This is a genomic window from Streptomyces barkulensis (assembly GCF_002843305.1).
In the GTDB taxonomy this organism is placed as follows: Bacteria; Actinomycetota; Actinomycetes; order Streptomycetales; family Streptomycetaceae; genus Streptomyces; species Streptomyces barkulensis.
The window spans coordinates 44,859-65,301 of record NZ_PGSG01000115.1; the positions used below are offsets into that span (position 1 = coordinate 44,859).

A 20,443-nucleotide genomic window follows, 5' to 3' on the forward strand; every position below is an offset into this window, starting at 1 on the left:
TTACCCGGGGGCCTGCACGACGCCTTGCGGCCATTGTCCGTCGCGCCGGTGACACACTCGATTCCGATGGCCACCAACCACCGTGCGGCGTCCGCAGGCGCACATCCCCCGTCCCCGTCTCCCCGAGCGGTCCTCGAAAGCCTCGCCGCGGGGGCCGACCGGGCCGTGCGCATCACCCATGTGGAGCACCTGCCCCCGAGGAACGGTCGTCATGCGGACTGGCCTGGTCGGATTCGGCCGGAAGTGGTCGCCGCGATCCGCGCCGCCGGCATCGACCGTCCATGGGAGCACCAGGCCCGTGCCGCCGAGCACGCGCTGCGGGGAGAATCGGTGGTGGTCGCCACCGGTACGGCGTCGGGCAAGTCGCTGGCCTATCTGGCCCCGGTGCTCAGCGTGCTGCTGGAGGGCGCGCAGGCTCCGAACGGGCGCGGCGCCACCACCCTCTACCTCGCCCCGACCAAGGCACTGGCCTCCGACCAGCGGCGGGCCGTGAGCGAACTGGCCGCGCCGCTGGGCAGCGCCGTCCGCCCGGCGGTCTACGACGGGGACACCCCCGTCGAGGAGCGCGAGTGGGTGCGGCGGTACGCCAACCACGTGCTCACCAACCCCGACATGCTGCACCGCGGGATACTCCCCGCCCACCCCCGCTGGTCCTCCTTCCTGCGCGCCCTGCGGTATGTGGTCGTCGACGAGTGCCACACCTACCGCGGCGTGTTCGGCTCCCATGTCGCCCAGGTACTGCGCCGACTGCGGCGCGTGTGCGCCCGCCACGGCTCCGAGCCGGTCTTCCTGCTGGCCTCCGCGACCGCCGCCGAGCCGGGCGAGGCGGCCACCCGTCTCACCGGCCTGCCCGTCACCGAGATCACTCAGGACGCCTCCCCGCGCGGCGAGGTGGTCTTCGCCCTCTGGGAGCCCCCGCTGACGGAGATGCACGGCGAGCGCGGCGCCCCGGTACGACGGACCGCCACCGCCGAGGCCGCCGACCTCCTGACCGACCTCGCCGTCCAGGGCGTGCGGACCGTCGCCTTCGTACGCTCCCGGCGCGGCGCCGAGCTGATCTCGGTGATCGCCCGGGAGCGGCTGTCGGAGGTGGACCGCGCCCTGGCGGGGCGGGTCGCCGCCTACCGGGGCGGCTACCTGCCGGAGGAACGCCGCGCCCTGGAGCGGTCCCTGCACTCCGGTGAACTCCTCGGGCTGGCCGCCACCACCGCGCTCGAACTCGGCATCGACGTGTCCGGTCTCGACGCCGTGATCCTGGCCGGCTATCCCGGCACCCGCGCCTCCCTGTGGCAGCAGGCCGGGCGCGCCGGACGCGCGGGCCAGGGCGCCCTGGCCGTCCTCGTCGCCCGGGACGACCCGCTGGACACCTACCTCGTCCACCACCCCGACGCGATCTTCCGCCGCCCCGTGGAGTCCACCGTCCTGGACCCGGACAACCCCTACGTCCTCACCCCCCATCTGTGCGCCGCGGCGGCGGAGGCACCGCTCACCGAGGCGGACTTCGAAATGTTCGGGCCGTCCGTGCCCGAGCTGATGCCGCTCCTGGAGCGGCGCGGACTGCTGCGCCGCCGCGGGACGGGCTGGTACTGGACCCGCCGCGAGCGGGCCGCCGACCTCACCGACATCCGCGGCCAGGGCGGCCGGCCCGTCCAGGTGGTGGAGGACGGCACCGGGCGGCTGCTGGGCACGGTCGACGCCGCGGCGGCCCACACCACCGTCCACGACGGCGCGGTCCACCTCCATCAGGGCCGCACCTATGTGGTCCGCCGCCTCGACCTGGAGGACTCGGTCGCCCTGGTGGAGGAGGCGAGCCCGCCCTGGACGACGATGGCCAGGGACACCACCTCGGTCTCCGTGCTGGAGACCGACACCGAGATCCCCTGGGGCGAGGCACGGCTGTGTTTCGGTTCGGTCGAGGTCACCAACCAGGTCGTCTCCTATCTGCGCCGCAGGCTCGTCACCGGCGAGGTGCTCGGGGAGTCCAAACTGGACCTGCCGCCGCGCACCCTGCGCACCCGCGCGGTGTGGTGGACGGTCACCGAGGACCAGCTCGACGCCGCCCGGATCGGCCCCGAGGTGCTGCCCGGCGCCCTGCACGCCGCCGAGCACGCCTCCATCGGCATGCTGCCGCTCTTCGCCACCTGCGACCGCTGGGACATCGGCGGCGTCTCGGTGCCGCTGCACCCCGACACCCTGCTGCCGACGGTCTTCGTCTACGACGGGCACCCAGGCGGCGCGGGCTTCGCCGAACGCGCCTTCCACACCGCCCGCGACTGGCTGACCGCGACCCGCCGGGCCATCGCCGCGTGCGAGTGCGACAACGGCTGCCCGTCGTGCATCCAGTCGCCCAAGTGCGGCAACGGCAACGACCCCCTGCACAAGCGCGGCGCGGTACGGCTCCTCACGGAGCTGCTGCGGCAGGCCCCGCCCGAGCCCTCACCCCGGCGGAGTACGGACCCGCCCGCGCCCGCACCGTGAGGTCCGCGATCTCCTCCCGCACCTGGCAGCGCACCACCCTCGCCCGCTGCGCGGCGGCCACCCGCCGCGCGGCGTCGCATGCCTCCTGAGCGCCCCGAAGAGCGTGATCGGCCGCCGCGAGCGCCGCCGCGTCCGCCGCCGCGCCCGCGCGATGGCGCGTGACGACGGCCTGCCCCAGTGCCAGTACGCCCGCCGCCACCGTGCACAGCACCAGTCCGCACAGCGCGGCCCACACCGTGGCCGAACCCCGCTCCCCGGATCGGACGCCTCCGCGAGGTGGCCGGCGATCATCCCGGTTCCGCATACGCCACCGCCTCGGCTTCCAGTTCCACGCCCAGCGGACCGGGGCCGGCCGCCCTCGCCGTGACCCGTACCCGCACCAGATCGCCCTCCCGGGACGTCCGCAGCCCCGCTCCCCGCGGGGCGACCTCCCGCACGGCCCGGTGGATCCTCTCGGGCGGCTCGCCCCTCGCCGCCGCCCGCGCTCCCGCGCCCGCCGCGTCCACACAACGGACCTGTGCGACCACCGCCGCCCCGCCCCACAGCAGCAGACCGAGCAGCGCGATCAGGGAGGGCACCACCACGGCGGTCTCCGCGGTGACATAGCCCTGGTCCCGCCTTTCAGAAGCCCGCCTTTCAGAAGCCCGCATCGAGCGCCCGCTCGATCAGCTGCCGCATCGCCGTGGAGACCGGGCCGCTGGTGACGATCTTGTAGAGCACCGCCGCGAAACCCGCGGCGGCGATCGTGCCCACCGCGTACTCCGCGGTGCTCATCCCGGCCTGTGCGTCCCGGCCCCGGACTCCGCGCGTTCTCCGGCCGAGCCACGCCGCCGTCCGCCCCTGCCCGCTCCGTGCCCGCAACACCCGTGCCCGTACCGCTCGTGTCCGCACCGCTCGTGTCCGCACCGCTCGTCCTTCCGTCGTTCGTCCCCACATGACCCGCTCTCCGTCTCGCCGTCCGTCCTGTCGGCCGCACCCACCGCGGGCGCGGCCCGTACCGCGCGGTTCACAGCAGCGACCGCGCCAGACCGATGACCACCGGGACCACCCCCGCCAGCAGGAAGGCGGGCAGGAAGCACAGCCCCAGCGGTCCGGTGACCAGGACCGCGGCCCGCCGTGCCCGCCCGGTGGCCGCCCGGGCCCGCCGGGCCCGGCACTCGGCGGCCAGGCGGCCCACCGGCTCCACCGCGGGCACGCCGGTCGTCGCCGCCCGTTCCATGCACCGGGCCAGTTCCGCCGCTCCCGGCAGTCCGCCCAGCCGCGCCCAGACGGCCGCCGGGTCGCCGCCGAGCCTCAGTTCGGCCGAGGCCCGCACCAGTCCCTCACCGAGCGGACCGCCAACCGAGCCCCCCACCGCGCCGGCCGCCTCGCCCGGCCCCGATCCGGCCGCCAGACAGGCGGCCAGCAGTTCCGCGGTGATCGGCAGTTGTCCGGTCACCGCCGACCCGACACCCGCGGAACCCTCTGTATCCTTTTCGTTCACATATGATCTTTTCGCGGTGTTTCCTCGCGCCCCCCTGTCTCGCAGCAGGCACCGCACCCCGTACGCCGCCACCGCCCCGAGCAGACAGCCGACCGGACCTCCGACCAGGGCGACCCCCAGAGCGACGGCCCCGGCCATCGCGGCCGCCTCCCGGACCGGCGATCGCCGCACGCCGATCACGCGCAGCACTCTCCGCACCCCGGCCCCGGTGCCGGATCCGACCCCGACCCCGGACCCGGACCCGGACCCCAGCAGTTCCACCGGCCGGCCTCGGCGGCGCCGCACCCGGCCGGCCGCCGACGCCCCGCCGGCCAGACACAGCGCCACGGCCGACAGAGACAGCGCGGGCAGCGGCGACAGAGGCGACGAGGAGAGCTCCGCACACGTTGTCCACACACTGTGGACAAAGCCGCCACTCATCTCCGCCCGCCCTCCTCCGCCCTCCGGACGATCCTGGAAACCCACGCCAGCCCGGCCCACTCCAGCAGCCCGGCACCGGCCAGGCAGGCCCACCCGGCAGGGCTGTGGAGCAGCACGTGCAGCGGTCTCGCCCCCATCGCACCGCCCAGCAGCAGCCCGAAGAGCGGCAGCAGAGCCAGGACGAGCGCCGTGGAACGCGGCCCCGCCAACTGGGCGCGCAACTCCTCCCGCCGGTCGCGCTCCGCCCGCAGCGAACCGGCCACCCGGTCCAGCCCGTCCGCGAGGCCGGCGCCCCCGTCCACCGCCACCTGCCAGCAGGCGGCCATCCCGCCGAGTCCTTCCGCCCCCTCCTGCCGGGCCGCCTGCCGGAGTGCCCCCGGTACATCCCCTCCGAAGCGGGCGGCCGCCAGCACCACCGCTCCGGTGTCCCCGAAGCCGGGCATGCCCGTCGCCAGCAGAGCCCGCTCGGGCGTACGGCCCGCCCGCAGCTCGCCTGCGACCGACGAGCACAGGGCGATGACGGCGGCCTCCCTCACCGCCCCCACACGGCGCCGCTCCCGTGCGCGCAACCGGCGGCCGAGCAGCGGCACCGCCACCGCACCGGCCAGCAGCGGCAGCACCGACTCCCCCAGTAGCGCCAGCAGGGCGCCTCCCACCGGACACCACCCCGCAGGACCCACCCGGGCCCCGAACCCGCGCACCGTCCGGGCGACCGCCCCCACGGCACCGGCTGTCGGACCGCCCCACCGGGACACCGGTTCGGCACCGTCGGTGCACAGCAGCCGGGCTCTCCGCAGCCCCTCACCGGGGCGGCCCGGCAGCCGGCTCATCGCTTTGGCGCACACCATCGCCGCGCACAGCGAACCCGCGTACACCACCTCGGGCTGCGCACCGGCCTGCGCTCCGGCCGCCGTCACAGCGCACCACCGCCCCGTGCGCACAGCCGCTCCAGCCGCGGCCAGCCCCGCTCCCGCAGGAAGCCGTCCGGCCCCCGGACGGCGGCGGGCACCGTCACCACCAGGCCGTACCGGTCCTGCTCCAGCACATGGATCTCGGCGATCCGCCTCTGGCCCCGGCGGTCCCGGACCAGATGGACCACCACCGACAGCGCCGCCGCGAGCTGACTGTGCAGCGCCGTCCGGTCGAGCCCCGCCGTGGTGCCCAGCGCCTCCAGCCGGGCCGGTACGTCGGCCGCCGCGTTGGCGTGAACCGTCCCACAGCCCCCCTCATGGCCTGTGTTGAGCGCGGCCAGCAGATCCGTCACCTCCGCGCCGCGCACCTCGCCGACCACGAGCCGGTCCGGCCGCATGCGCAGCGCCTGCCGCACCAGATCCCGCAGGGTGACACGGCCTACGCCCTCCTGGTTGGCCGGACGCGTCTCCAGCCGCACCACATGCGGATGGTCGGGACGCAGCTCGGCGGAGTCCTCGGCCAGGACGATCCGCTCCCTCGGCCCCACCAGCCCCAGCAGGCTCGACAGCAAGGTCGTCTTTCCCGACCCCGTCCCGCCGCTGACCAGGAACGACAGCCTGGCGTCCAGGATCGCCCCCAGCAGTGCCTCTCCGCCCGGGGGCACCGTGCCGGCCGCCACCAGTTCCGGCAGGGCGAAGGCCCGCGGGCGGACCACCCGCAGGGACAGGCATGTGCAGCCGACCGCCACCGGGGGCAGCACCGCGTGCAGCCGGGTGCCGTCCGGGAGCCGGGCGTCCACCCAGGGGTGGGCGTCGTCCAGCCGCCGCCCCGCCGAGGTGGCCAGCCGCTGGGCGAGCCTGCGCACCGCCGCCGCGTCGGGGAAACGGACGGCGGTCCGCTCCACCGCGCCACCGCGATCCACCCAGACCTCGTCCGGAGCGGTCACCAGGACGTCCGTGACCTCCGGCTCCGCCAGCAGCGGCTCCAGCGGACCGGCACCGACCATCTCCGACCGCAGTGCCTCCACCACGCCCAGCACCGCGCTGTCCCCGAGCAGCCGCCCCTGGGCCCGCAGCGCCGCCGCGACCCGGGCGGGCGTGGGTTCCGCGCCGGCTTCCGCCAGCCGCAGACGCACCGCGTCCACCAGCGTCCGCGGAGCGGGCGCCCCGCCGTAAGCATCCGCCCGCGCCCGGGCGTCCGTTCCCCCGCGTGTCCCTCCCAGGGCGTGCGCACGCGCGCTCACGCGGCCACACTCCCCCGGCCGCCGGCGGGCCGTGCTCCGCCGCCCTCCGGCAGTGCGCGGGCCCAGAACTCCGAGCAGAACCGGGCCAGTGGACCACGCGTGTCCGCTCCGGGCGGCCGACCCGCTTCCACCGCGGCCGGCAGTCCTGTCTCGGAGGGCATTTCACCGGCGAGCCTCAGCCCCAGCAGCCGGGCGATCTCCGCACCGTCCAGCCCCGCCCCGAAGGGGCCCCGCACCACCGCCCGCATGTCCCGCAGTACCAGGCCGGCCCGGGAGGCGACCCGCTGCGTCGCCGCGACGGCCCGCAGTTCGGCGGGCACGACCAGCAGACCGAGGTCGAGTTGCGCCAGCACCTCGGCGACCGTCTCGTCCAGCCGCCGCGGCAGGTCGACCACGACCACTCCGCCGCGCCGTCTGGCCGCCCCCAGGACCGCGCGCACCGCCTCCGGTGGGACGGCCGCGCTCTCCCCCCTGTCCCAGCTGAGCAGCCGCAGACCGTGCAGCCTGGGCAGGGACTCCTCCAGAGCCGCACCGCCGACCCGGCCGCGCGAGTCGGCGAACGCGGGCCAGCGCAGGCCCTCCGCCCGTTCCCCTCCGAGCAGGATGTCGAGCCCGCCGCCGAGCGGATCGCCGTCGACGAGCATCGTGCGATGCCCGGCACGCGCGGCCGTAAGAGCCAGTGCGCAGGCCAGTGTGGAGGCCCCGGCCCCGCCTCGGCCTCCCATCACCCCGACGGTCAGCGCCTGCCGCCCGACGCCCTCGGCCGCGTCGGCGATCCGGCCGGTGAGCCACGACTCGCCGTCGGGCAGGAGCACCACGTGCTCCGCTCCGATCCCCACGCCGCGCCGCCAGACGCCGGGGTCGTCCAGATCCCGGCCGATCAGCAGCACCCCCGGTCGGCGCGCAGGCGCACGCGCCGACCGGTACAGCGCGTCGGCCCGGTCGTCACCGACCAGCACCAGCGGTGCGTTCTCCCATCGCCCCTGGACCGGCGGCGCCCCGTGGGCCACCTCCGCCTCGGCCCCGGCCGCCGCGCACAGACGCAGCAGATCGTCCAGCAACTTCTCGTCCTCGGTGACGATCAGGATGCTTCCGGTCACGTCCCGTTCCCCTTCCGGATTCTCGCTCTCCAGTTCGCGGCGGATCCGCGAACTCCGTGCTCAATCACCGTGCCGGGGAACGGAAAAACTCGATGATCTTGGTCTAAATACGTGGACAACTCGGCAGTTGTGAATAACTCACTCACCCAAACGAGCGACTCCGCATGAGCAGACTGACGAATACGGAGAGTGACCGATCGCAGAGAGGGGAGACCCGCACCGCCGCAGACCGCGGGAGGGGAGGAAGAGGGCCCGGCAAGGCGAAAACGCGCCCGGACATGCGACGACCCCCGCCGGGGGGGAGAGCGGGGGTCGTCTCCACGGCCGACTCGGGGGGGGGAGGAGCCGGACCGGGGTAGCACGGTCGCGAACGATCCGTGACTTCCATGGTGTACCCGAGAGCCTTCTCAGGCAAACCCACGCGCCCTACCTTACGCCGAATGGTGGGCGCATATGCTCAACCTCGTGGAAAACCACTCGCTGCCGCGCACCGCTGCCTTCTTCGACCTGGACAAGACGGTCATTGCGAAGTCGAGCACGCTCACCTTCGGCAAGTCCTTCTACCATGGCGGGCTGATCAGCCGGCGCGCCGCGCTGCGCACCGCGTACACGCAGTTCGTGTTCCTCGCCGGAGGCGCCGACCACGACCAGATGGAACGGATGCGCGCCTATCTGTCCGCGATGTGCCGCGGCTGGAACGTCCAGCAGGTCAGGGAGATCATCGCCGAGACCATCCACGAGCTCATCGACCCGATCGTCTACGACGAGGCCGCCTCCCTCATCGAGGAGCACCACCTCGCCGGACGCGACGTCGTGATCGTGAGCACCTCCGGCGCGGAGGTGGTCGAGCCGATCGGCGAGCTGATAGGCGCGGACCGCGTCGTGGCGACGCGCATGGTCGTCGAGGACGGCTGCTTCACCGGCGAGATCGAGTACTACGCGTACGGCCCGACCAAGGCGGAGGCCGTGCGGGAACTGGCGGAGTCCGAGGGATACGACCTCTCGCGCTGCTACGCCTACAGCGACTCGGCCACCGACATCCCCATGCTGGAGGCGGTCGGCCACCCGCACGCCGTCAACCCCGACCGGGCACTGCGCCGGGAGGCGGTGGCCCGGGACTGGCCGATCCTCGCCTTCCAGCGCCCGGTCCGCCTCAAGCAGCGGGTGCCCTCCCTCGCCATGCCCCGGCGTCCCGCGCTGGCCGCCGCGGTGGCGGTGGGAGCGGCGGCGGCGACCGCCGGCCTGGTCTGGTACGCGAACCGGCGGCGCGCCCGCCTCAACACGGCATGAGCGCCGCCCCTCCCCGGCCGGATCCCATGGGCGCCCCGCACACCCCCCGCAGGCACCCGTGGGCGTCCACGGGCCTTCATGGACGCCTATGGGTATCCATGGGCGTCCATGGGGCTTTTGAAAGGTAAAGCAAAGCTCTGCCGGGATGGGTTCCACTTCGTCCCCGGGTGGGGTACAAAGGAGTCAACGGCCCGCGAGACCTGGTCGATACCACCCGAAAGGGAGGCTCGGCACAGACGAAGGCCCCACGGACCGAGCATGGAAGCCGGGAACCCACGCGCAGCAGACCCGCGATAGGGCCGGCCGCACCAGGGTCGGGCGAAGTCCCCCCTGATGACGGCGATACCGTGCACGCCTGGTACCCCGGCCGACGTGCCAGCGGCGACACCGACCTCGCGCCGGTGCCGCCGCATCACTGTGTGCGGAGGTCTTCGGCAACGCCTCCCGGGTTCCCGGGCGTCAGGCCGCCCCGCGCTGAAGGGCCTCACAGACCGCGGTGCTCTCCCGCGCGCCCAGCCCCACCGCCCGGCCGCAGTGGCCGATCCATCCCGCCACTCCCTCCGGGGTGCCGGAGACATATCCCTTCAGCGCCTCGACATAGGCGTCGGCGCCCTGCTCCGCGTGACCGACCTCCGCGGGGCAGACGGACTTCGGATCCAGACCGCCGCCGATCAGCACGATCCGCTCCGCCGCCCGGGCGACCAGGCCGTTGTACGTGCCGAAGGGCCGCAGGGCCATCAGCTCGCCGTGCACCACCGCCGCCACCACCAGCGCGGGCGCGGAGGTGCCCGCCACGACGAGCTGCGCCAGGGCGTCCAGCCGGGCCGAGACCTCGGCGGCGTCCGGCAGCGCCGGCCCGGACACCAGCGTCTCCTCCACCGGTTCGCCCGCCAGCCGCGGCCGGCCCACACGGTCGCCCTCCGCCTCGCCGCCCGCCGCCACCAGATGGAGTCTGGCCAGCACCCGCAGGGGCGACTGCCGCCACACGTCCAGCAGTTGGCCCGCCTCCGCGGTGGCCCGCAGGGCCGCGCCGACCGTACGAGCCTCGGTGTCCGCACCGAAGTCGCTGCGGCGCCGCACCTCCTCCAGCGGCCAGTCGGCGCCGCCGAGCGCCGCCGAGGCGCGGGCGCCCCGCAGCACCGCCTCGGCGGTGACCTCGCTGCTGCGCCGCCGCATCACCCGGTGCCCGTACACCCGGTCCACGGCCTTGCGCACCGATTCGACGGAGTCGGCGACGCCGGGCAGCGCGCCCAGCGCGGCGAGGGGATCAGCAGTCGTAGACATGCCTAGACCCTACGCACCCCCGGCGGCGTGAACGCCCCACGATCGAGTGGTCTTCTTCACGCGGTCCCCCTCCGTACCGCGAGCACCCCACTACGCTTCCGACCATGAAAATCGCTTTCGTAGGAAAGGGCGGCAGCGGCAAGACGACGCTGTCCTCGCTGTTCGTCCGTCACCTCGCCGCCCAGCACCTTCCCGTCGTCGCCGTGGACGCCGACATCAACCAGCACCTGGGCGTCGCGCTGGGCCTGGACGAGGAGGAGGCGGCCGCCCTGCCCGCGATGGGCGCCCACCTGCCGCTGATCAAGGATTACCTGCGCGGCGCCAACCCCCGGATCGCCTCGGCCGGGACGATGATCAAGACGACTCCGCCCGGTGAGGGATCCCGGCTGCTGCGGATCACCGAGGACAATCCCGTGTACGACGCATGCGCCCGCCGCGTCCGGCCCGGCGGCGTCCCCGACGGCGGCGAGGTACGGCTGCTGGCCACCGGCCCCTTCACCGAGGCGGATCTGGGCGTGGCCTGCTACCACTCCAAGGTCGGCGCCGTCGAGCTGTGCCTGAACCATCTGGTCGACGGACGCGGGGAGTTCGTGGTCGTCGACATGACGGCGGGCTCGGACTCCTTCGCCTCCGGGATGTTCACACGCTTCGACATGACGTTCCTGGTGGCCGAGCCGACCCGCAAGGGCATGGCGGTCTACCGGCAGTACAAGGAGTACGCCCGGGACTACGACGTCCAGTTGCGTGTGGTGGGAAACAAGGTGCAGGGCCAGGACGACCTGGACTTCCTGCACGCGGAGGCCGGGGACGACCTGCTGGTGACCGTCGGGCACTCCGACTGGGTACGCGCGATGGAGAAGGGCCGTGTCCGGCCCTTCTCCGAGCTGGAGGACGCGAACCACAAGGCGCTGCGCATGATGCAGGAGACGGCGGACGCGTCGTACGGGCTGCGCGACTGGGAGCGCTACACCCGGCAGATGGTGCACTTCCACCTGAAGAACGCCGAGAGCTGGGGCAACGCGAAAACGGGAGCCGACCTGGCGGCCCAGGTCGACCCCGCCTTCGTGCTCCGCGAGGAGCCGGCCCCCGCCTCCCGGGCGGTCTGAGCCGGTTCCCGTCCCCGTCCCTCCGGTCCCGGCTCCGGCCGCACAGCTTCCACAGGAATGCCGGGGCCGGGGGCTACCTGCCGGAGGGCCGGGGGCTACGTGCCGGAGGGCCGGGAGGGGACCGCCGTCGAGGGGGCGGTCAGGAACCTCTTCCATCCGCCCTCGGGCGCCTGCCCCACCCCGAGCGTGCGGAGCCTCTCCAGGATCCGCGGGTCCTGGGCGTCGAGCCAGTCGACGAGCTGCCTGAAGGAGACGCAGTGCACGTCGGCCATGGGGCACACCTTCTTGATGACGTCCTCGACGGCCTTCATGTAGACGCCGCCGTTCCAGCCCTCGAAGTGGTTGCCGATGATCAGCGGTGCGCGGTTGCCGTCGTACGCGCGGTCGAAGCCCTCCAGCAGGCCGTCGCGCATCTGGCGCCCCCAGGCCTCGCGCTGCGCCGGATCACCGTTGACCGTCCCCGACTGGTTGGCCAGGAAGTTGTAGTCCATCGCGAGCGTCTCGAAGGAACGCCCGGGCATCGGCACCTGCTGGAGCGGCAGGTCCCACAGACCGCCCTCCTTGTCGGGCCAGACCTGGGTGCCGTTGCCGGAGGAGTCGTAGCGGAAGCCCATCTCCTTCGCGGCGGGGAGAAGGTTCTCGCGGCCCTCCAGGCAGGGGGTGCGGCCGCCGACCAGTTCCCGGTCGTAGTCGAAGGGGAGGGGCTCCAGGTCCTTCCAGCCGGTCGTGGTCTTCCAGTTCTTCACGAACCACTTGGCCTGTTCGATCTCGCTCTTCCACTGCTCGGGCGTCCAGCTGCCGACGCCGTTCGCCCCGCAGAAGTGGCCGTTGAAGTGGGTGCCTATCTCGTTCCCCTCGAGCCAGGCGCCGCGGAGCTGCTCCAGTGTGGCCCGTATGTTCTCGTCCTTGAGGTAGCCGATGTCCGAGGCGCCCCGGCCGCGGCCGGGGGGCTCGTAGCGGTGGGCCTCGTCCTCGGGCAGCACGTACACGCCGCTGAGGAAGTACGTCATGTGCGCGTCGTACTTCCTTCCCACCTCGCGGAAGTGCGAGAAGAGCTTCTTGCTGTCCTCCCCCGCGCCGTCCCAGGAGAAGACGACGAACTGCGGAGGCTTGTCGCCGGGCTTCAGACGCCCGAACTCGGGCTGGTTCGGCTGGGCGCCTATGTAGGCGGTGGAGCCGTCGCCTATGAGCTCGACCCTGCCCGCGGACTTCGCCTTCCGCCCGTCCTTGTTCGCGCGGCCCTCGTCCTTCGACACGCTCGGGGACGAGCTCGAGCAACCGACCGCCAGCACGGTCAGTACGGCCGCTCCCGCAGCGCCTCTGGTCAGCCTCCTCGCGACTCCCATGCTCTCCACCTCATCGCCTCCGTCGTCGCTTTCGCGCTCTTCCGGCCGATTCGTTCGACCTGCGACCAACCTCACACGCACTGTGAGAGGCGCAAGCGAGGAGACCGGTTCCTATGACTTATTCACCCTCGGGTGTGAACAGTGAGCCCGATTGCTTCGACCCCTCTTTCCGGCCTTCCGGCCTTCCGGCCATCCGCAGGCCCATCCGTGTACGGCCCGGCAGCTGCCCGAGGGCTCGCCGGGGTCGCATGGAATGTACTTCCACGCCGGCGAGACACAGGCGTACACACCGGATCTTCCGGGCATTTGGGAACGGAGACCAGGTGTCGGCCTTCGCTCCCGTGCGCCCCGGCGCGGCCGTCGCCCGAGCGACCCCGCACACAGCGGGGGAACGGCGCCCCGCGGCGGGGCGAAGATCAAGGAAACAAGCCGTTCGACCGCTCGTCGGCCGCTCACCGACAGGTGTCGACCCCTGAGCGCAAGAGGTCTACACCACTTGACGGACAACCCTTGTCAGGGAGCGACAAGGGCTGGTCTGCTATGACGCGGGACACACCAGACACCCTGGGAAAGGGAGATGTCGTGAGCAACGAAAGCCTGGCCAACCTGCTCAAGGAGGAACGGAGGTTCGCGCCGCCCGCCGAGCTGGCAGCGAACGCCAACGTCACCGCGGAGGCGTACGAACGGGCGAAAGCGGACCGGCTGGGCTTCTGGGCCGAGCAGGCCCGCCGACTGAGCTGGGAGACCGAGCCGACCGAGACCCTGGACTGGTCCAACCCTCCCTTCGCCAAGTGGTTCAAGGACGGCCGGCTCAACGTGGCCCACAACTGCGTCGACCGCCATGTCGAGGCAGGCCTGGGAGACCGGGTCGCCATCCACTTCGAGGGCGAGCCGGGCGACACCCGCGCGATCACCTACGCCGACCTCCAGCGCGAGGTCTCCAGGGCCGCCAACGCCCTGACCGAACTGGGTGTGCGGACCGGCGACCGGGTCGCGATCTACATGCCCATGATCCCCGAGACGGTCGTGGCGATGCTGGCCTGCGCCCGCATCGGCGCCCCCCACTCCCTGGTCTTCGGCGGCTTCTCCTCCGACGCCCTGGCCACCCGCATCCAGGACGCCGACGCCCGTGTCGTCATCACCGCCGACGGCGGCTACCGGCGCGGCAAGCCCAGCGCCCTGAAGCCCGCCGTCGACGAGGCCCTGGCCCAGCCGGGCACCGAGAACGTGCGCAACGTCCTGGTCGTCCGCCGCACCGGCGAGGAGACGGCCTGGACCGAGGGCCGGGACGTGTGGTGGCACGAGCTGGTGGACCGCCAGTCCGAGGAGCACACCCCGCAGGCGTTCGAGGCCGAGCACCCGCTGTTCATCCTCTACACCTCCGGCACCACGGGTAAGCCCAAGGGCATCCTCCACACCTCCGGCGGCTACCTCACCCAGACGGCCTACACCCACCACGCCGTCTTCGACCTCAAGCCGGAGACGGACGTCTACTGGTGCACCGCCGACGTCGGCTGGGTCACCGGCCACTCGTACATCGTCTACGGTCCGCTGGCCAACGGCGCCACCCAGGTGATCTACGAGGGCACCCCCGACACCCCGCACAAGGGCCGCTGGTGGGAGATCGTCGAGAAGTACAAGGTCACGATCCTCTACACCGCCCCGACCGCCATCCGCACCTGCATGAAGTGGGGCGACGACATCCCGGCGAAGTTCGACCTGTCCTCGCTGCGGGTGCTGGGCTCGGTCGGTGAGCCGATCAACCCCGAGGCCTGGATCTGGTACCGCCACAACATCGGCGGCGACCGCACCCCGGTGGTGGACACCTGGTGGCAGACCGAGACCGGCGCCATGATGATCAGCCCGCTGCCGGGCGTCACCGAGGCCAAGCCCGGCTCGGCCCAGGTGCCGCTGCCCGGCATCGCCGCCACGGTCGTGGACGACGAGGCCAACGAGGTCCCCGACGGCTCCGGCGGCTACCTCGTCCTGACCGAGCCGTGGCCGTCGATGCTCCGGACGATCTGGGGTGACGACCAGCGGTACCTGGACACCTACTGGTCCCGCTTCCAGGACCGCTACTTCGCGGGCGACGGCGCCAAGAAGGACGAGGACGGCGACATCTGGCTGCTGGGCCGGGTGGACGACGTGATGCTGGTCTCCGGCCACAACATCTCCACCACCGAGGTCGAGTCCGCCCTCGTCTCGCACCCGAAGGTCGCCGAGGCGGCGGTCGTCGGCGCCACCGATCCGCAGACCACCCAGGCCATCTGCGCCTTCGTCATCCTGCGTGGCAACGCCGCCGAGGACGAGGGACTGGTGGAGGAGCTGCGCGGCCATGTGGCCAAGCACCTCGGCCCGATCGCCAAGCCCAAGCGCATCCTGCCGGTCGACGAGCTGCCCAAGACCCGCTCGGGCAAGATCATGCGCCGGCTGCTGCGCGACGTCGCCGAGAACCGGGACCTGGGCGATGTCACCACCCTCACCGACTCCACGGTGATGACCCTCATCCAGTCCAGGCTGCCGGGTGCCGCCTCCAGCGAGGACTGATCCGGCACCGGACCCTTCCACAGGGGCGCCCGGCCACCGCGTGTGCGGTGGCCGGGCGCCCCTGTCCGCTGCGGCAGCCCGCGCAGCACAGGCGGCTCGCCGACACCGTGTGCGACGGCGGGCACCGCGGTCCGGCATGATGCAGACCCTGGCGCAGAGCCATCGACCGACACGACGAGAGGAAGCATGAGATGAGCCCAGCCGACGACGGCCGCAGCATCGGTCAGCTGGTCGCCTCGGCGACGACCGAACTGTCCGCACTGGTCCACGAGGAGATCGCGCTGGCCAAGGCCGAGCTGCGGCAGGACGTCAAGCGCGGCGCGATCGGCAGCGGCGCGGCAGTCGCCGCGGGCGTCCTCGCACTCTTCTCACTGCCGGTCTTCAGCTTCGCCGCGGCCTACGGCATCCACAACCTGGGGCTCGGGCTCGCCTGGTCGTTCACCATCGTGGGGGGCGTTTACCTGCTGGTCGCTCTCATGCTCCTGCTGCTGGCCAAGGCCAAGCTGTCCAAGGTCAAGCCGCCCGAGCGCTCGATCGCCTCGGCCAGGCAGTCGGCGGCCGTACTGTCGGGCGTCAAGCCCCACCCCCGGCCCGTTCCGGGCGCGCGGACGGAGCCCAAGTCCGCCGAGACGGAGACCACGGCCGTCGAGCACGTGACACGCTCTTCCGCATGACGGACAGCACGGACGGCGCGGGCGACACGGACACGGCAAACACGGCGAACACGGCGAGCACGGCAGAGATGAGCGACACGGCAGGCACGGCAGCGGCGGGCACGGCAGGCGTGAACCACTCCGGCCTCCCCTCCTCCGCCGTCCGGATGGACGGCCCCTGGACACACCGGGACGTCGCCGCCAACGGTGCGCGTTTCCACATCGCCGAGATGGGCGAGGGCCCCCTGGTGCTGCTGCTGCACGGCTTTCCGCAGTTCTGGTGGGCCTGGCGGCACCAGTTGCCCGCCCTCGCCGAGGCGGGCTACCGCGCGGTCGCGATGGACCTGAGGGGCGTGGGCGGCAGCGACCGCACCCCCCGCGGCTACGACCCGGCCAACCTCGCGCTCGACGTCACCGGTGTGATCCGCTCCCTGGGCGAGCCCGACGCCGCTCTCGTCGGCCATGACCTGGGCGGTTACCTGGCGTGGACGGCGGCGGTGATGCGTCCGAAGCTGGTCCGGCGCCTGGCCGTGGCCTCGATGCCGCACCCGCGCCGCTGGCGCGCGGCCATGCTGGGCGATCTGCGGCAGACGGCGGCCGGGGCGTACGTATGGGGCTTCCAGAGCCCCTGGGTCCCCGAGCGGCGGCTGGTGGCGGACGACGGGGCGCTGGTCGGCCGCCTGCTGCGGGAGTGGTCCGGGCCCCGGCCGCCGGAGGACGACGCGGTCGAGGTCTACCGGCGGGCGATGTGCGTCCCCTCCACCGCGCACTGCTCGATCGAGCCGTACCGGTGGATGGTCCGCTCGCTGGCACGTCTGGACGGGTTCCAGTTCAACCGCCGTATGAAGCGGCCGGTCCGTGTCCCCACCCTCCATCTGCACGGTTCACTCGACCCGGTGATGCGCACCCGCAGCGCGGCGGGCTCGGGCGAGTACGTGGAGGCCCCGTACCGCTGGCGGCTGTTCGACGGGCTGGGTCACTTCCCCCACGAGGAGGATCCGAAGGCGTTCACGAGCGAACTCGTCGACTGGCTGAATGACCCCGAACCGGACCGATGATAAGTGCACGTGACGCACGCATAGGCCAATTGACGGACCATTGGGCGGTTACCGACCTTGAGGCACGGGCAGAGTCCGGAGTATGGGTTGGACGCACGACTACCGTGACGTGTCACGCGACATCCGGGAACAGAGCAGCGCGCAGGGCTCGCCCCCGCGCTCCGCGCGGGACCACCGCGATCTCGGCGATCTCCGCGATCCCCAGCTCGGCATCCCTCACATCCTGCGCCGGCGTGCCCGCTGGGTGGGCGCGCGGCTGCGCCATACGCGCGGCTGACTCCGCCCACCGCGCGTCCGCCGCACCGCCCGGTCCTCCCCCGGTCCCCTGCCGCCGTGCACGGCCGCCGGAGCCGTGGCGGGCGGCGGAACAGGGGCCGGGCAGCCGGAGCCCCGGGCGGCGGGGCCCCGAAGGGCAGGACCGGAGACGGCCCGGGACCGGGCGGAAGCCGGTCCTCACATCGCGCACCCCTGGCTGTCCACCGGCCCCCGGGACGCCCGCCCCTGCAGGATGTCCTGGCGGATCTCGTCGTTGGTGAGCGCGTAGCCGGTGTTCTCGTTCTCCAGGGACTTGGCGAAGATGACGCCGTAGACCCTGCCGTCGGGCGTCAGCAGCGGGCCGCCGGAGTTGCCCTGCCGGACCATGGCGTGCAGGGAGTAGACGTCGCGGCGCACCGTGCCCCGGTGGTAGATGTCCGGGCCGGTCGCCTGGATACGGCCGCGTACCCGCGCGGAGCGGACGTCGAACCCGCCGTTCTCCGGGAAGCCCGCGACGATCGCGTCGTCGCCGGTCTCTGCGTCGTCCTCCACGAACCGCAGCGCCGGCGCCCGGAGTGACGGCACGTCGAGTACGGCGATGTCGCGCTCCCAGTCGTAGAGGACGACCGTGGCGTCGTGGAGTCTGCCCTCGCCGCCGACCTGCACGGTCGGCTCGTCGACGCCGCCGACCACGTGCGCGTTGGTCATCACCCGGCCGCGGTCGAAGACGAAGCCGGTGCCCTCCAGCACCTTGCCGCAGCTCTGCGCGGTGCCCAGGACCTTGACGATGGACCGCTTGGCGCGGGCCACGGCCGGGCTGCCGGCCAGGGCCGGGTCCGGCGGCTCCACCGAGGTGATCGGCTCGTTGGCGAACGGCGAGAAAACCTGCGGGAAGCCGTTGCGCGCGAGCACCGAGGTGAAGTCGGTGAACCAGGTGTCGGCGCTGTCCGGCAGCGCCCGGGAGACCCCGTGCAGCACCGCGGAGCCGCGTACCTCCCGGGCGACGACGGGCACGGCCGTGGAGGCCAGCAGCGAGCCGATCAGCCAGGCGACCAGCAGCATGGCCACGACGTTCACCAGCGCGCCGCCGGACGCGTCCAGGGCCCGGGCCGGCGACCAGGTGATGTGCCGGCGCAGCCGGTTGCCCAGATGGGTGGTGAACGCCTGGCCGACCGAGGCGCACACGATCACCACCGCCACCACCGCGATCGCGCCCGCCGTCCCCGGCGACACGCCGTCGGTGAACTCGTTCCAGACGAGCGGCAGCAGATGGACCGCCGCGAGTCCGCCCCCGAGGAAACCGGCGACCGACAGCACACCGACCACGAACCCCTGGCGGTAGCCCACGACCGCGAACCAGACCGCGGAGAGCAGCAGCAGTACGTCCAGCACGTTCACGTCGCCCACCGTCTCACGCGTGCCAGTCGAGAGGGACGCTGCGGTCGGTGTCCCACGGCCGCTCCCATCCGGCGAAGTGCAGGATGCGGTCGATGATCCCGGCCGTGAAGCCCCACACCAGCGCGTCGCTGACGAGGAAGCACGGGCCGCGGTAGCCGCTGGGGTGTCTGGCCGTGGCACGGTTCGCCGGGTCGGCGAGGTCGGCCACGGGCGTGGTGAAGACCCGGGCCGTCTCGGCCGGATCCACCGGCGCCACCGGGCTCGGCTCCCTCCACCACCCCAGTACGGGCGTGACGACGAATCCGCTCACCGGGATGTAGACGCGCGGCAGCCGCCCGAAGACCTGCACCCCGGACGGGTCGAGCCCGGTCTCCTCCTCCGCCTCCCGCAGCGCGGCGCGCAGCGGCCCGTCTCCCTCGGGATCTCCGTCCTCCGGATCGAGGGCGCCGCCGGGGAAGGACGGCTGCCCGGCGTGCGACCGGAGGCTGGAGGACCGCTCCATCAGCAGCAGTTCCGGCCCGGCCCCCGGTGCGCTCCCGCCGCCCGCTCCACCGCCGGCGCTCCCGCCGCCCTCGCCGAAGAGCACCAGGACCGCGGACTGCCGTCCGCCCCCGTCGCTGGGCGGCAGGAAGCGGCTGAGCTGCCGCGCCCGCACCGTCGAGGCCACGTCGGCCACCGGGCGCAGCCAGTCCGGCAGCCCCTGGTCGGTGATGGTTATTGGGCCGGCGGCCGGAGCGGCAACGGAACCCCGGCGCTTCTCCTGTGCTTCTCTCATCCGCGCTCCGCTCAGGCGCCCGGCCGCGGCGCCGGCTGCCCGGGATAGTCCGCGGGCGGCTTGAGCCGCTGGCCGGGCAGGCCGCCCATCTCGTATTTCAGCAGCTTCTTCGCCTTCTCCGGATCCGTCTCGCCCTCGCCGTACGAGGGGCACAGGTGCGTGATCGGGCAGGCGCCGCAGGCGGGCCTGCGGGAGTGGCAGATGCGGCGGCCGTGGAAGACGACCCGGTGCGAGAACATCGTCCACTCGCTCCTGGGGATGATCCCGGCGATCTCGGCCTCGACCTTCTCCGGGTCGGTCTGCTCCGTCAGCCGCCAGCGGCGCACCAGCCGCCCGAAGTGGGTGTCCACCGTCAGACCCGGCCTGCCGAAGGCGTTCCCCAGCACCACGTGTGCCGTCTTACGGCCGACGCCGGGCAGGGAGACCATGTCCTGGAGACTGTCCGGTACCTCGCCGCCGAAACGGTCGCGCAGCGCCGCGGAGAGCCCCAGCAGCGACTTGGCCTTGTTGCGGAAGAAGCCGGTGGGCCGGATCAGCTCCTCCAGCCGTTCGGGGTCGGCCGCGGCCATCTCCTCCGGCGTGGGGTAGGCGGCGAAGAGGGCGGGGGTGGTCTGGTTGACCCGCAGATCGGTGGTCTGGGCGGAGAGGACGGTGGCGACCAGCAGCTGAAAGGGGTTGTCGAAGTCCAGCTCGGGGTGGGCGTAGTAGTACACCTCGGCCAGCTCGCGGTTGATGCGCCGGGCGCGGCGGACCATGGCCAGCCGCGTCTCCGGCTTGCTCCCCGCCTTCCTCTTTCCTCCCCCGGCCGTTTTCGGCGGCTTCGCCTGCGTTACCCGTTCGGCGGACACTTGTTCGCCCACGGCGGAATCCTGGGATGGGTCGCGGGACACCGTCACCCGTACGCCCCCTTTCCGTCCGGTCTCACCGGTGTGTTGGACACCCGGCCAGCGTACGGGGGAGCACCGACATCCGCCCCGCTCACCGCCGATTCGGGGCCCAATCGGACCCCTGGCGCACGCGCCGGACGCCGGGTGCGTCAAACTTGTGACTGATCGCACTGTTTCACCGTCCGGCATCATGGGGGCGACAGACCCG

The 20,443-nt window shown here is 72.9% G+C and carries 19 protein-coding genes; 7 read left to right on the forward strand and 12 right to left on the reverse strand.

Features of this window, described 5'->3' with window-relative positions:
- Nucleotides 1–12: 12 nt before the first annotated feature.
- Entirely contained in the window at nt 13–2,478 is a 2,466-nt protein-coding gene (locus tag CUT83_RS26735) for a DEAD/DEAH box helicase (protein ID WP_101258393.1), read from the forward strand.
- Here CUT83_RS26735 and CUT83_RS26740 read toward each other — a convergent pair.
- The 7 genes from CUT83_RS26740 to ssd all read right to left on the reverse strand — a co-directional run bounded on the left by CUT83_RS26740 (nt 2,402) and on the right by ssd (nt 7,636).
- On the reverse strand, nt 2,402–2,782 hold the full coding sequence (locus CUT83_RS26740) for an Rv3654c family TadE-like protein (protein WP_101258394.1): 381 nt from the start codon (nt 2,780–2,782) through the stop codon (nt 2,402–2,404). The genes CUT83_RS26735 and CUT83_RS26740 overlap by 77 nt on opposite strands.
- Nucleotides 2,766–3,128 carry a TadE family type IV pilus minor pilin gene (locus CUT83_RS26745; protein WP_101258395.1) on the reverse strand — a complete coding sequence of 121 codons (363 nt, stop codon included), beginning with the start codon at nt 3,126–3,128 and terminating at the stop codon, nt 2,766–2,768. Before CUT83_RS26745 ends, CUT83_RS26740 begins: the two co-directional genes overlap by 17 nt.
- Nucleotides 3,115–3,252, reverse strand: coding sequence for a DUF4244 domain-containing protein (locus CUT83_RS31760; protein WP_241713936.1), 138 nt, complete (start codon nt 3,250–3,252; stop codon nt 3,115–3,117). Before CUT83_RS31760 ends, CUT83_RS26745 begins: the two co-directional genes overlap by 14 nt.
- A gap of 232 nt (nt 3,253–3,484) precedes the next feature.
- On the reverse strand, nt 3,485–3,916 hold the full coding sequence (locus tag CUT83_RS31550) for a type II secretion system F family protein (protein WP_338104188.1): 432 nt from the start codon (nt 3,914–3,916) through the stop codon (nt 3,485–3,487).
- A gap of 461 nt (nt 3,917–4,377) precedes the next feature.
- Complete coding sequence (locus CUT83_RS26760) at nt 4,378–5,229, reverse strand: type II secretion system F family protein (RefSeq protein ID WP_101258491.1); 852 nt, start codon at nt 5,227–5,229, stop codon at nt 4,378–4,380.
- 65 nt (nt 5,230–5,294) lie between these two features.
- Nucleotides 5,295–6,440 carry a TadA family conjugal transfer-associated ATPase gene (locus CUT83_RS26765; protein ID WP_101258490.1) on the reverse strand — a complete coding sequence of 382 codons (1,146 nt, stop codon included), beginning with the start codon at nt 6,438–6,440 and terminating at the stop codon, nt 5,295–5,297.
- Nucleotides 6,441–6,532: 92 nt separating this feature from the next.
- Complete coding sequence (ssd, locus tag CUT83_RS26770; protein ID WP_240958071.1) at nt 6,533–7,636, reverse strand: septum site-determining protein Ssd; 1,104 nt, start codon at nt 7,634–7,636, stop codon at nt 6,533–6,535.
- A gap of 453 nt (nt 7,637–8,089) precedes the next feature.
- Between ssd and CUT83_RS26775 the strand changes: the two genes are divergently transcribed.
- On the forward strand, nt 8,090–8,926 hold the full coding sequence (locus CUT83_RS26775; protein ID WP_101258399.1) for an HAD family hydrolase: 837 nt from the start codon (nt 8,090–8,092) through the stop codon (nt 8,924–8,926).
- 459 nt (nt 8,927–9,385) lie between these two features.
- Here CUT83_RS26775 and CUT83_RS26780 read toward each other — a convergent pair whose 3' ends face one another.
- Nucleotides 9,386–10,210 carry a Fic family protein gene (locus CUT83_RS26780; protein ID WP_101258400.1) on the reverse strand — a complete coding sequence of 275 codons (825 nt, stop codon included), beginning with the start codon at nt 10,208–10,210 and terminating at the stop codon, nt 9,386–9,388.
- 104 nt (nt 10,211–10,314) lie between these two features.
- Between CUT83_RS26780 and CUT83_RS26785 the strand changes: the two genes are divergently transcribed.
- A complete protein-coding gene (locus tag CUT83_RS26785; RefSeq protein WP_101258401.1) occupies nt 10,315–11,316 on the forward strand; it encodes an ATP-binding protein in 1,002 nt (333 codons plus the stop codon).
- Nucleotides 11,317–11,411: 95 nt separating this feature from the next.
- On the opposite strand, the gene CUT83_RS26790 is transcribed toward CUT83_RS26785, so the two are convergent.
- A complete protein-coding gene (locus CUT83_RS26790) occupies nt 11,412–12,662 on the reverse strand; it encodes a polysaccharide deacetylase family protein (protein ID WP_101258492.1) in 1,251 nt (416 codons plus the stop codon).
- A 582-nt stretch (nt 12,663–13,244) separates the two neighbouring features.
- On the opposite strand from CUT83_RS26790, the gene acs reads away from it, so the two are divergent.
- The 4 genes from acs to CUT83_RS26810 all read left to right on the forward strand — a co-directional run bounded on the left by acs (nt 13,245) and on the right by CUT83_RS26810 (nt 17,197).
- Nucleotides 13,245–15,209, forward strand: a complete 1,965-nt coding sequence (acs, locus tag CUT83_RS26795) for an acetate--CoA ligase (RefSeq protein WP_101258402.1) — start codon at nt 13,245–13,247, stop codon at nt 15,207–15,209.
- Nucleotides 15,210–15,400: 191 nt separating this feature from the next.
- Entirely contained in the window at nt 15,401–15,883 is a 483-nt protein-coding gene (locus CUT83_RS26800; RefSeq protein ID WP_101258403.1) for a phage holin family protein, read from the forward strand.
- A gap of 146 nt (nt 15,884–16,029) precedes the next feature.
- The gene (locus CUT83_RS26805) at nt 16,030–16,920 is read left to right on the forward strand and encodes an alpha/beta fold hydrolase (RefSeq protein ID WP_240958085.1); all 891 of its coding nucleotides are present in this window, start codon (nt 16,030–16,032) and stop codon (nt 16,918–16,920) included.
- An 82-nt stretch (nt 16,921–17,002) separates the two neighbouring features.
- Complete coding sequence (locus tag CUT83_RS26810; RefSeq protein WP_093657465.1) at nt 17,003–17,197, forward strand: hypothetical protein; 195 nt, start codon at nt 17,003–17,005, stop codon at nt 17,195–17,197.
- A gap of 176 nt (nt 17,198–17,373) precedes the next feature.
- Here CUT83_RS26810 and CUT83_RS26815 read toward each other — a convergent pair whose 3' ends face one another.
- Genes CUT83_RS26815 through nth form a run of 3 tightly spaced genes read right to left on the reverse strand, consistent with a single transcriptional unit; the run spans nt 17,374 to nt 20,208 of the window.
- Nucleotides 17,374–18,573 (reverse strand): MarP family serine protease, encoded by a 1,200-nt coding sequence (locus tag CUT83_RS26815; protein WP_101258494.1) that lies wholly within the window; start codon nt 18,571–18,573, stop codon nt 17,374–17,376.
- A gap of 13 nt (nt 18,574–18,586) precedes the next feature.
- Nucleotides 18,587–19,348: an NUDIX hydrolase gene (locus CUT83_RS26820; protein ID WP_101258404.1), complete on the reverse strand. Its 762-nt coding sequence runs from the start codon at nt 19,346–19,348 to the stop codon at nt 18,587–18,589.
- Between the two features lie 11 nt (nt 19,349–19,359).
- Nucleotides 19,360–20,208: an endonuclease III gene (gene nth / locus CUT83_RS26825; protein ID WP_101258405.1), complete on the reverse strand. Its 849-nt coding sequence runs from the start codon at nt 20,206–20,208 to the stop codon at nt 19,360–19,362.
- Between the last annotated feature and the right edge of the window lie 235 nt (nt 20,209–20,443).

What these genes read in the sequence shown, in the direction of transcription:
- CUT83_RS31760 (WP_241713936.1), bottom strand. Translation starts at nt 3,252, where the DNA reads ATGAGCACCGCGGAGTACGCGGTGGGCACGATCGCCGCCGCGGGTTTC.
- CUT83_RS26740 (WP_101258394.1), bottom strand. Translation starts at nt 2,782, where the DNA reads ATGCGGAACCGGGATGATCGCCGGCCACCTCGCGGAGGCGTCCGATCC.
- CUT83_RS26780 (WP_101258400.1), bottom strand. Translation starts at nt 10,210, where the DNA reads ATGTCTACGACTGCTGATCCCCTCGCCGCGCTGGGCGCGCTGCCCGGC.
- CUT83_RS26805 (WP_240958085.1), top strand. Translation starts at nt 16,030, where the DNA reads ATGGACGGCCCCTGGACACACCGGGACGTCGCCGCCAACGGTGCGCGT.
- CUT83_RS26790 (WP_101258492.1), bottom strand. Translation starts at nt 12,662, where the DNA reads ATGGGAGTCGCGAGGAGGCTGACCAGAGGCGCTGCGGGAGCGGCCGTA.
- CUT83_RS26760 (WP_101258491.1), bottom strand. Translation starts at nt 5,229, where the DNA reads ATGGTGTGCGCCAAAGCGATGAGCCGGCTGCCGGGCCGCCCCGGTGAG.
- CUT83_RS26785 (WP_101258401.1), top strand. Translation starts at nt 10,315, where the DNA reads ATGAAAATCGCTTTCGTAGGAAAGGGCGGCAGCGGCAAGACGACGCTG.
- CUT83_RS26775 (WP_101258399.1), top strand. Translation starts at nt 8,090, where the DNA reads ATGCTCAACCTCGTGGAAAACCACTCGCTGCCGCGCACCGCTGCCTTC.
- CUT83_RS26820 (WP_101258404.1), bottom strand. Translation starts at nt 19,348, where the DNA reads ATGAGAGAAGCACAGGAGAAGCGCCGGGGTTCCGTTGCCGCTCCGGCC.
- CUT83_RS26800 (WP_101258403.1), top strand. Translation starts at nt 15,401, where the DNA reads ATGAGCCCAGCCGACGACGGCCGCAGCATCGGTCAGCTGGTCGCCTCG.
- CUT83_RS26745 (WP_101258395.1), bottom strand. Translation starts at nt 3,128, where the DNA reads ATGCGGGCTTCTGAAAGGCGGGCTTCTGAAAGGCGGGACCAGGGCTAT.
- CUT83_RS26810 (WP_093657465.1), top strand. Translation starts at nt 17,003, where the DNA reads ATGGGTTGGACGCACGACTACCGTGACGTGTCACGCGACATCCGGGAA.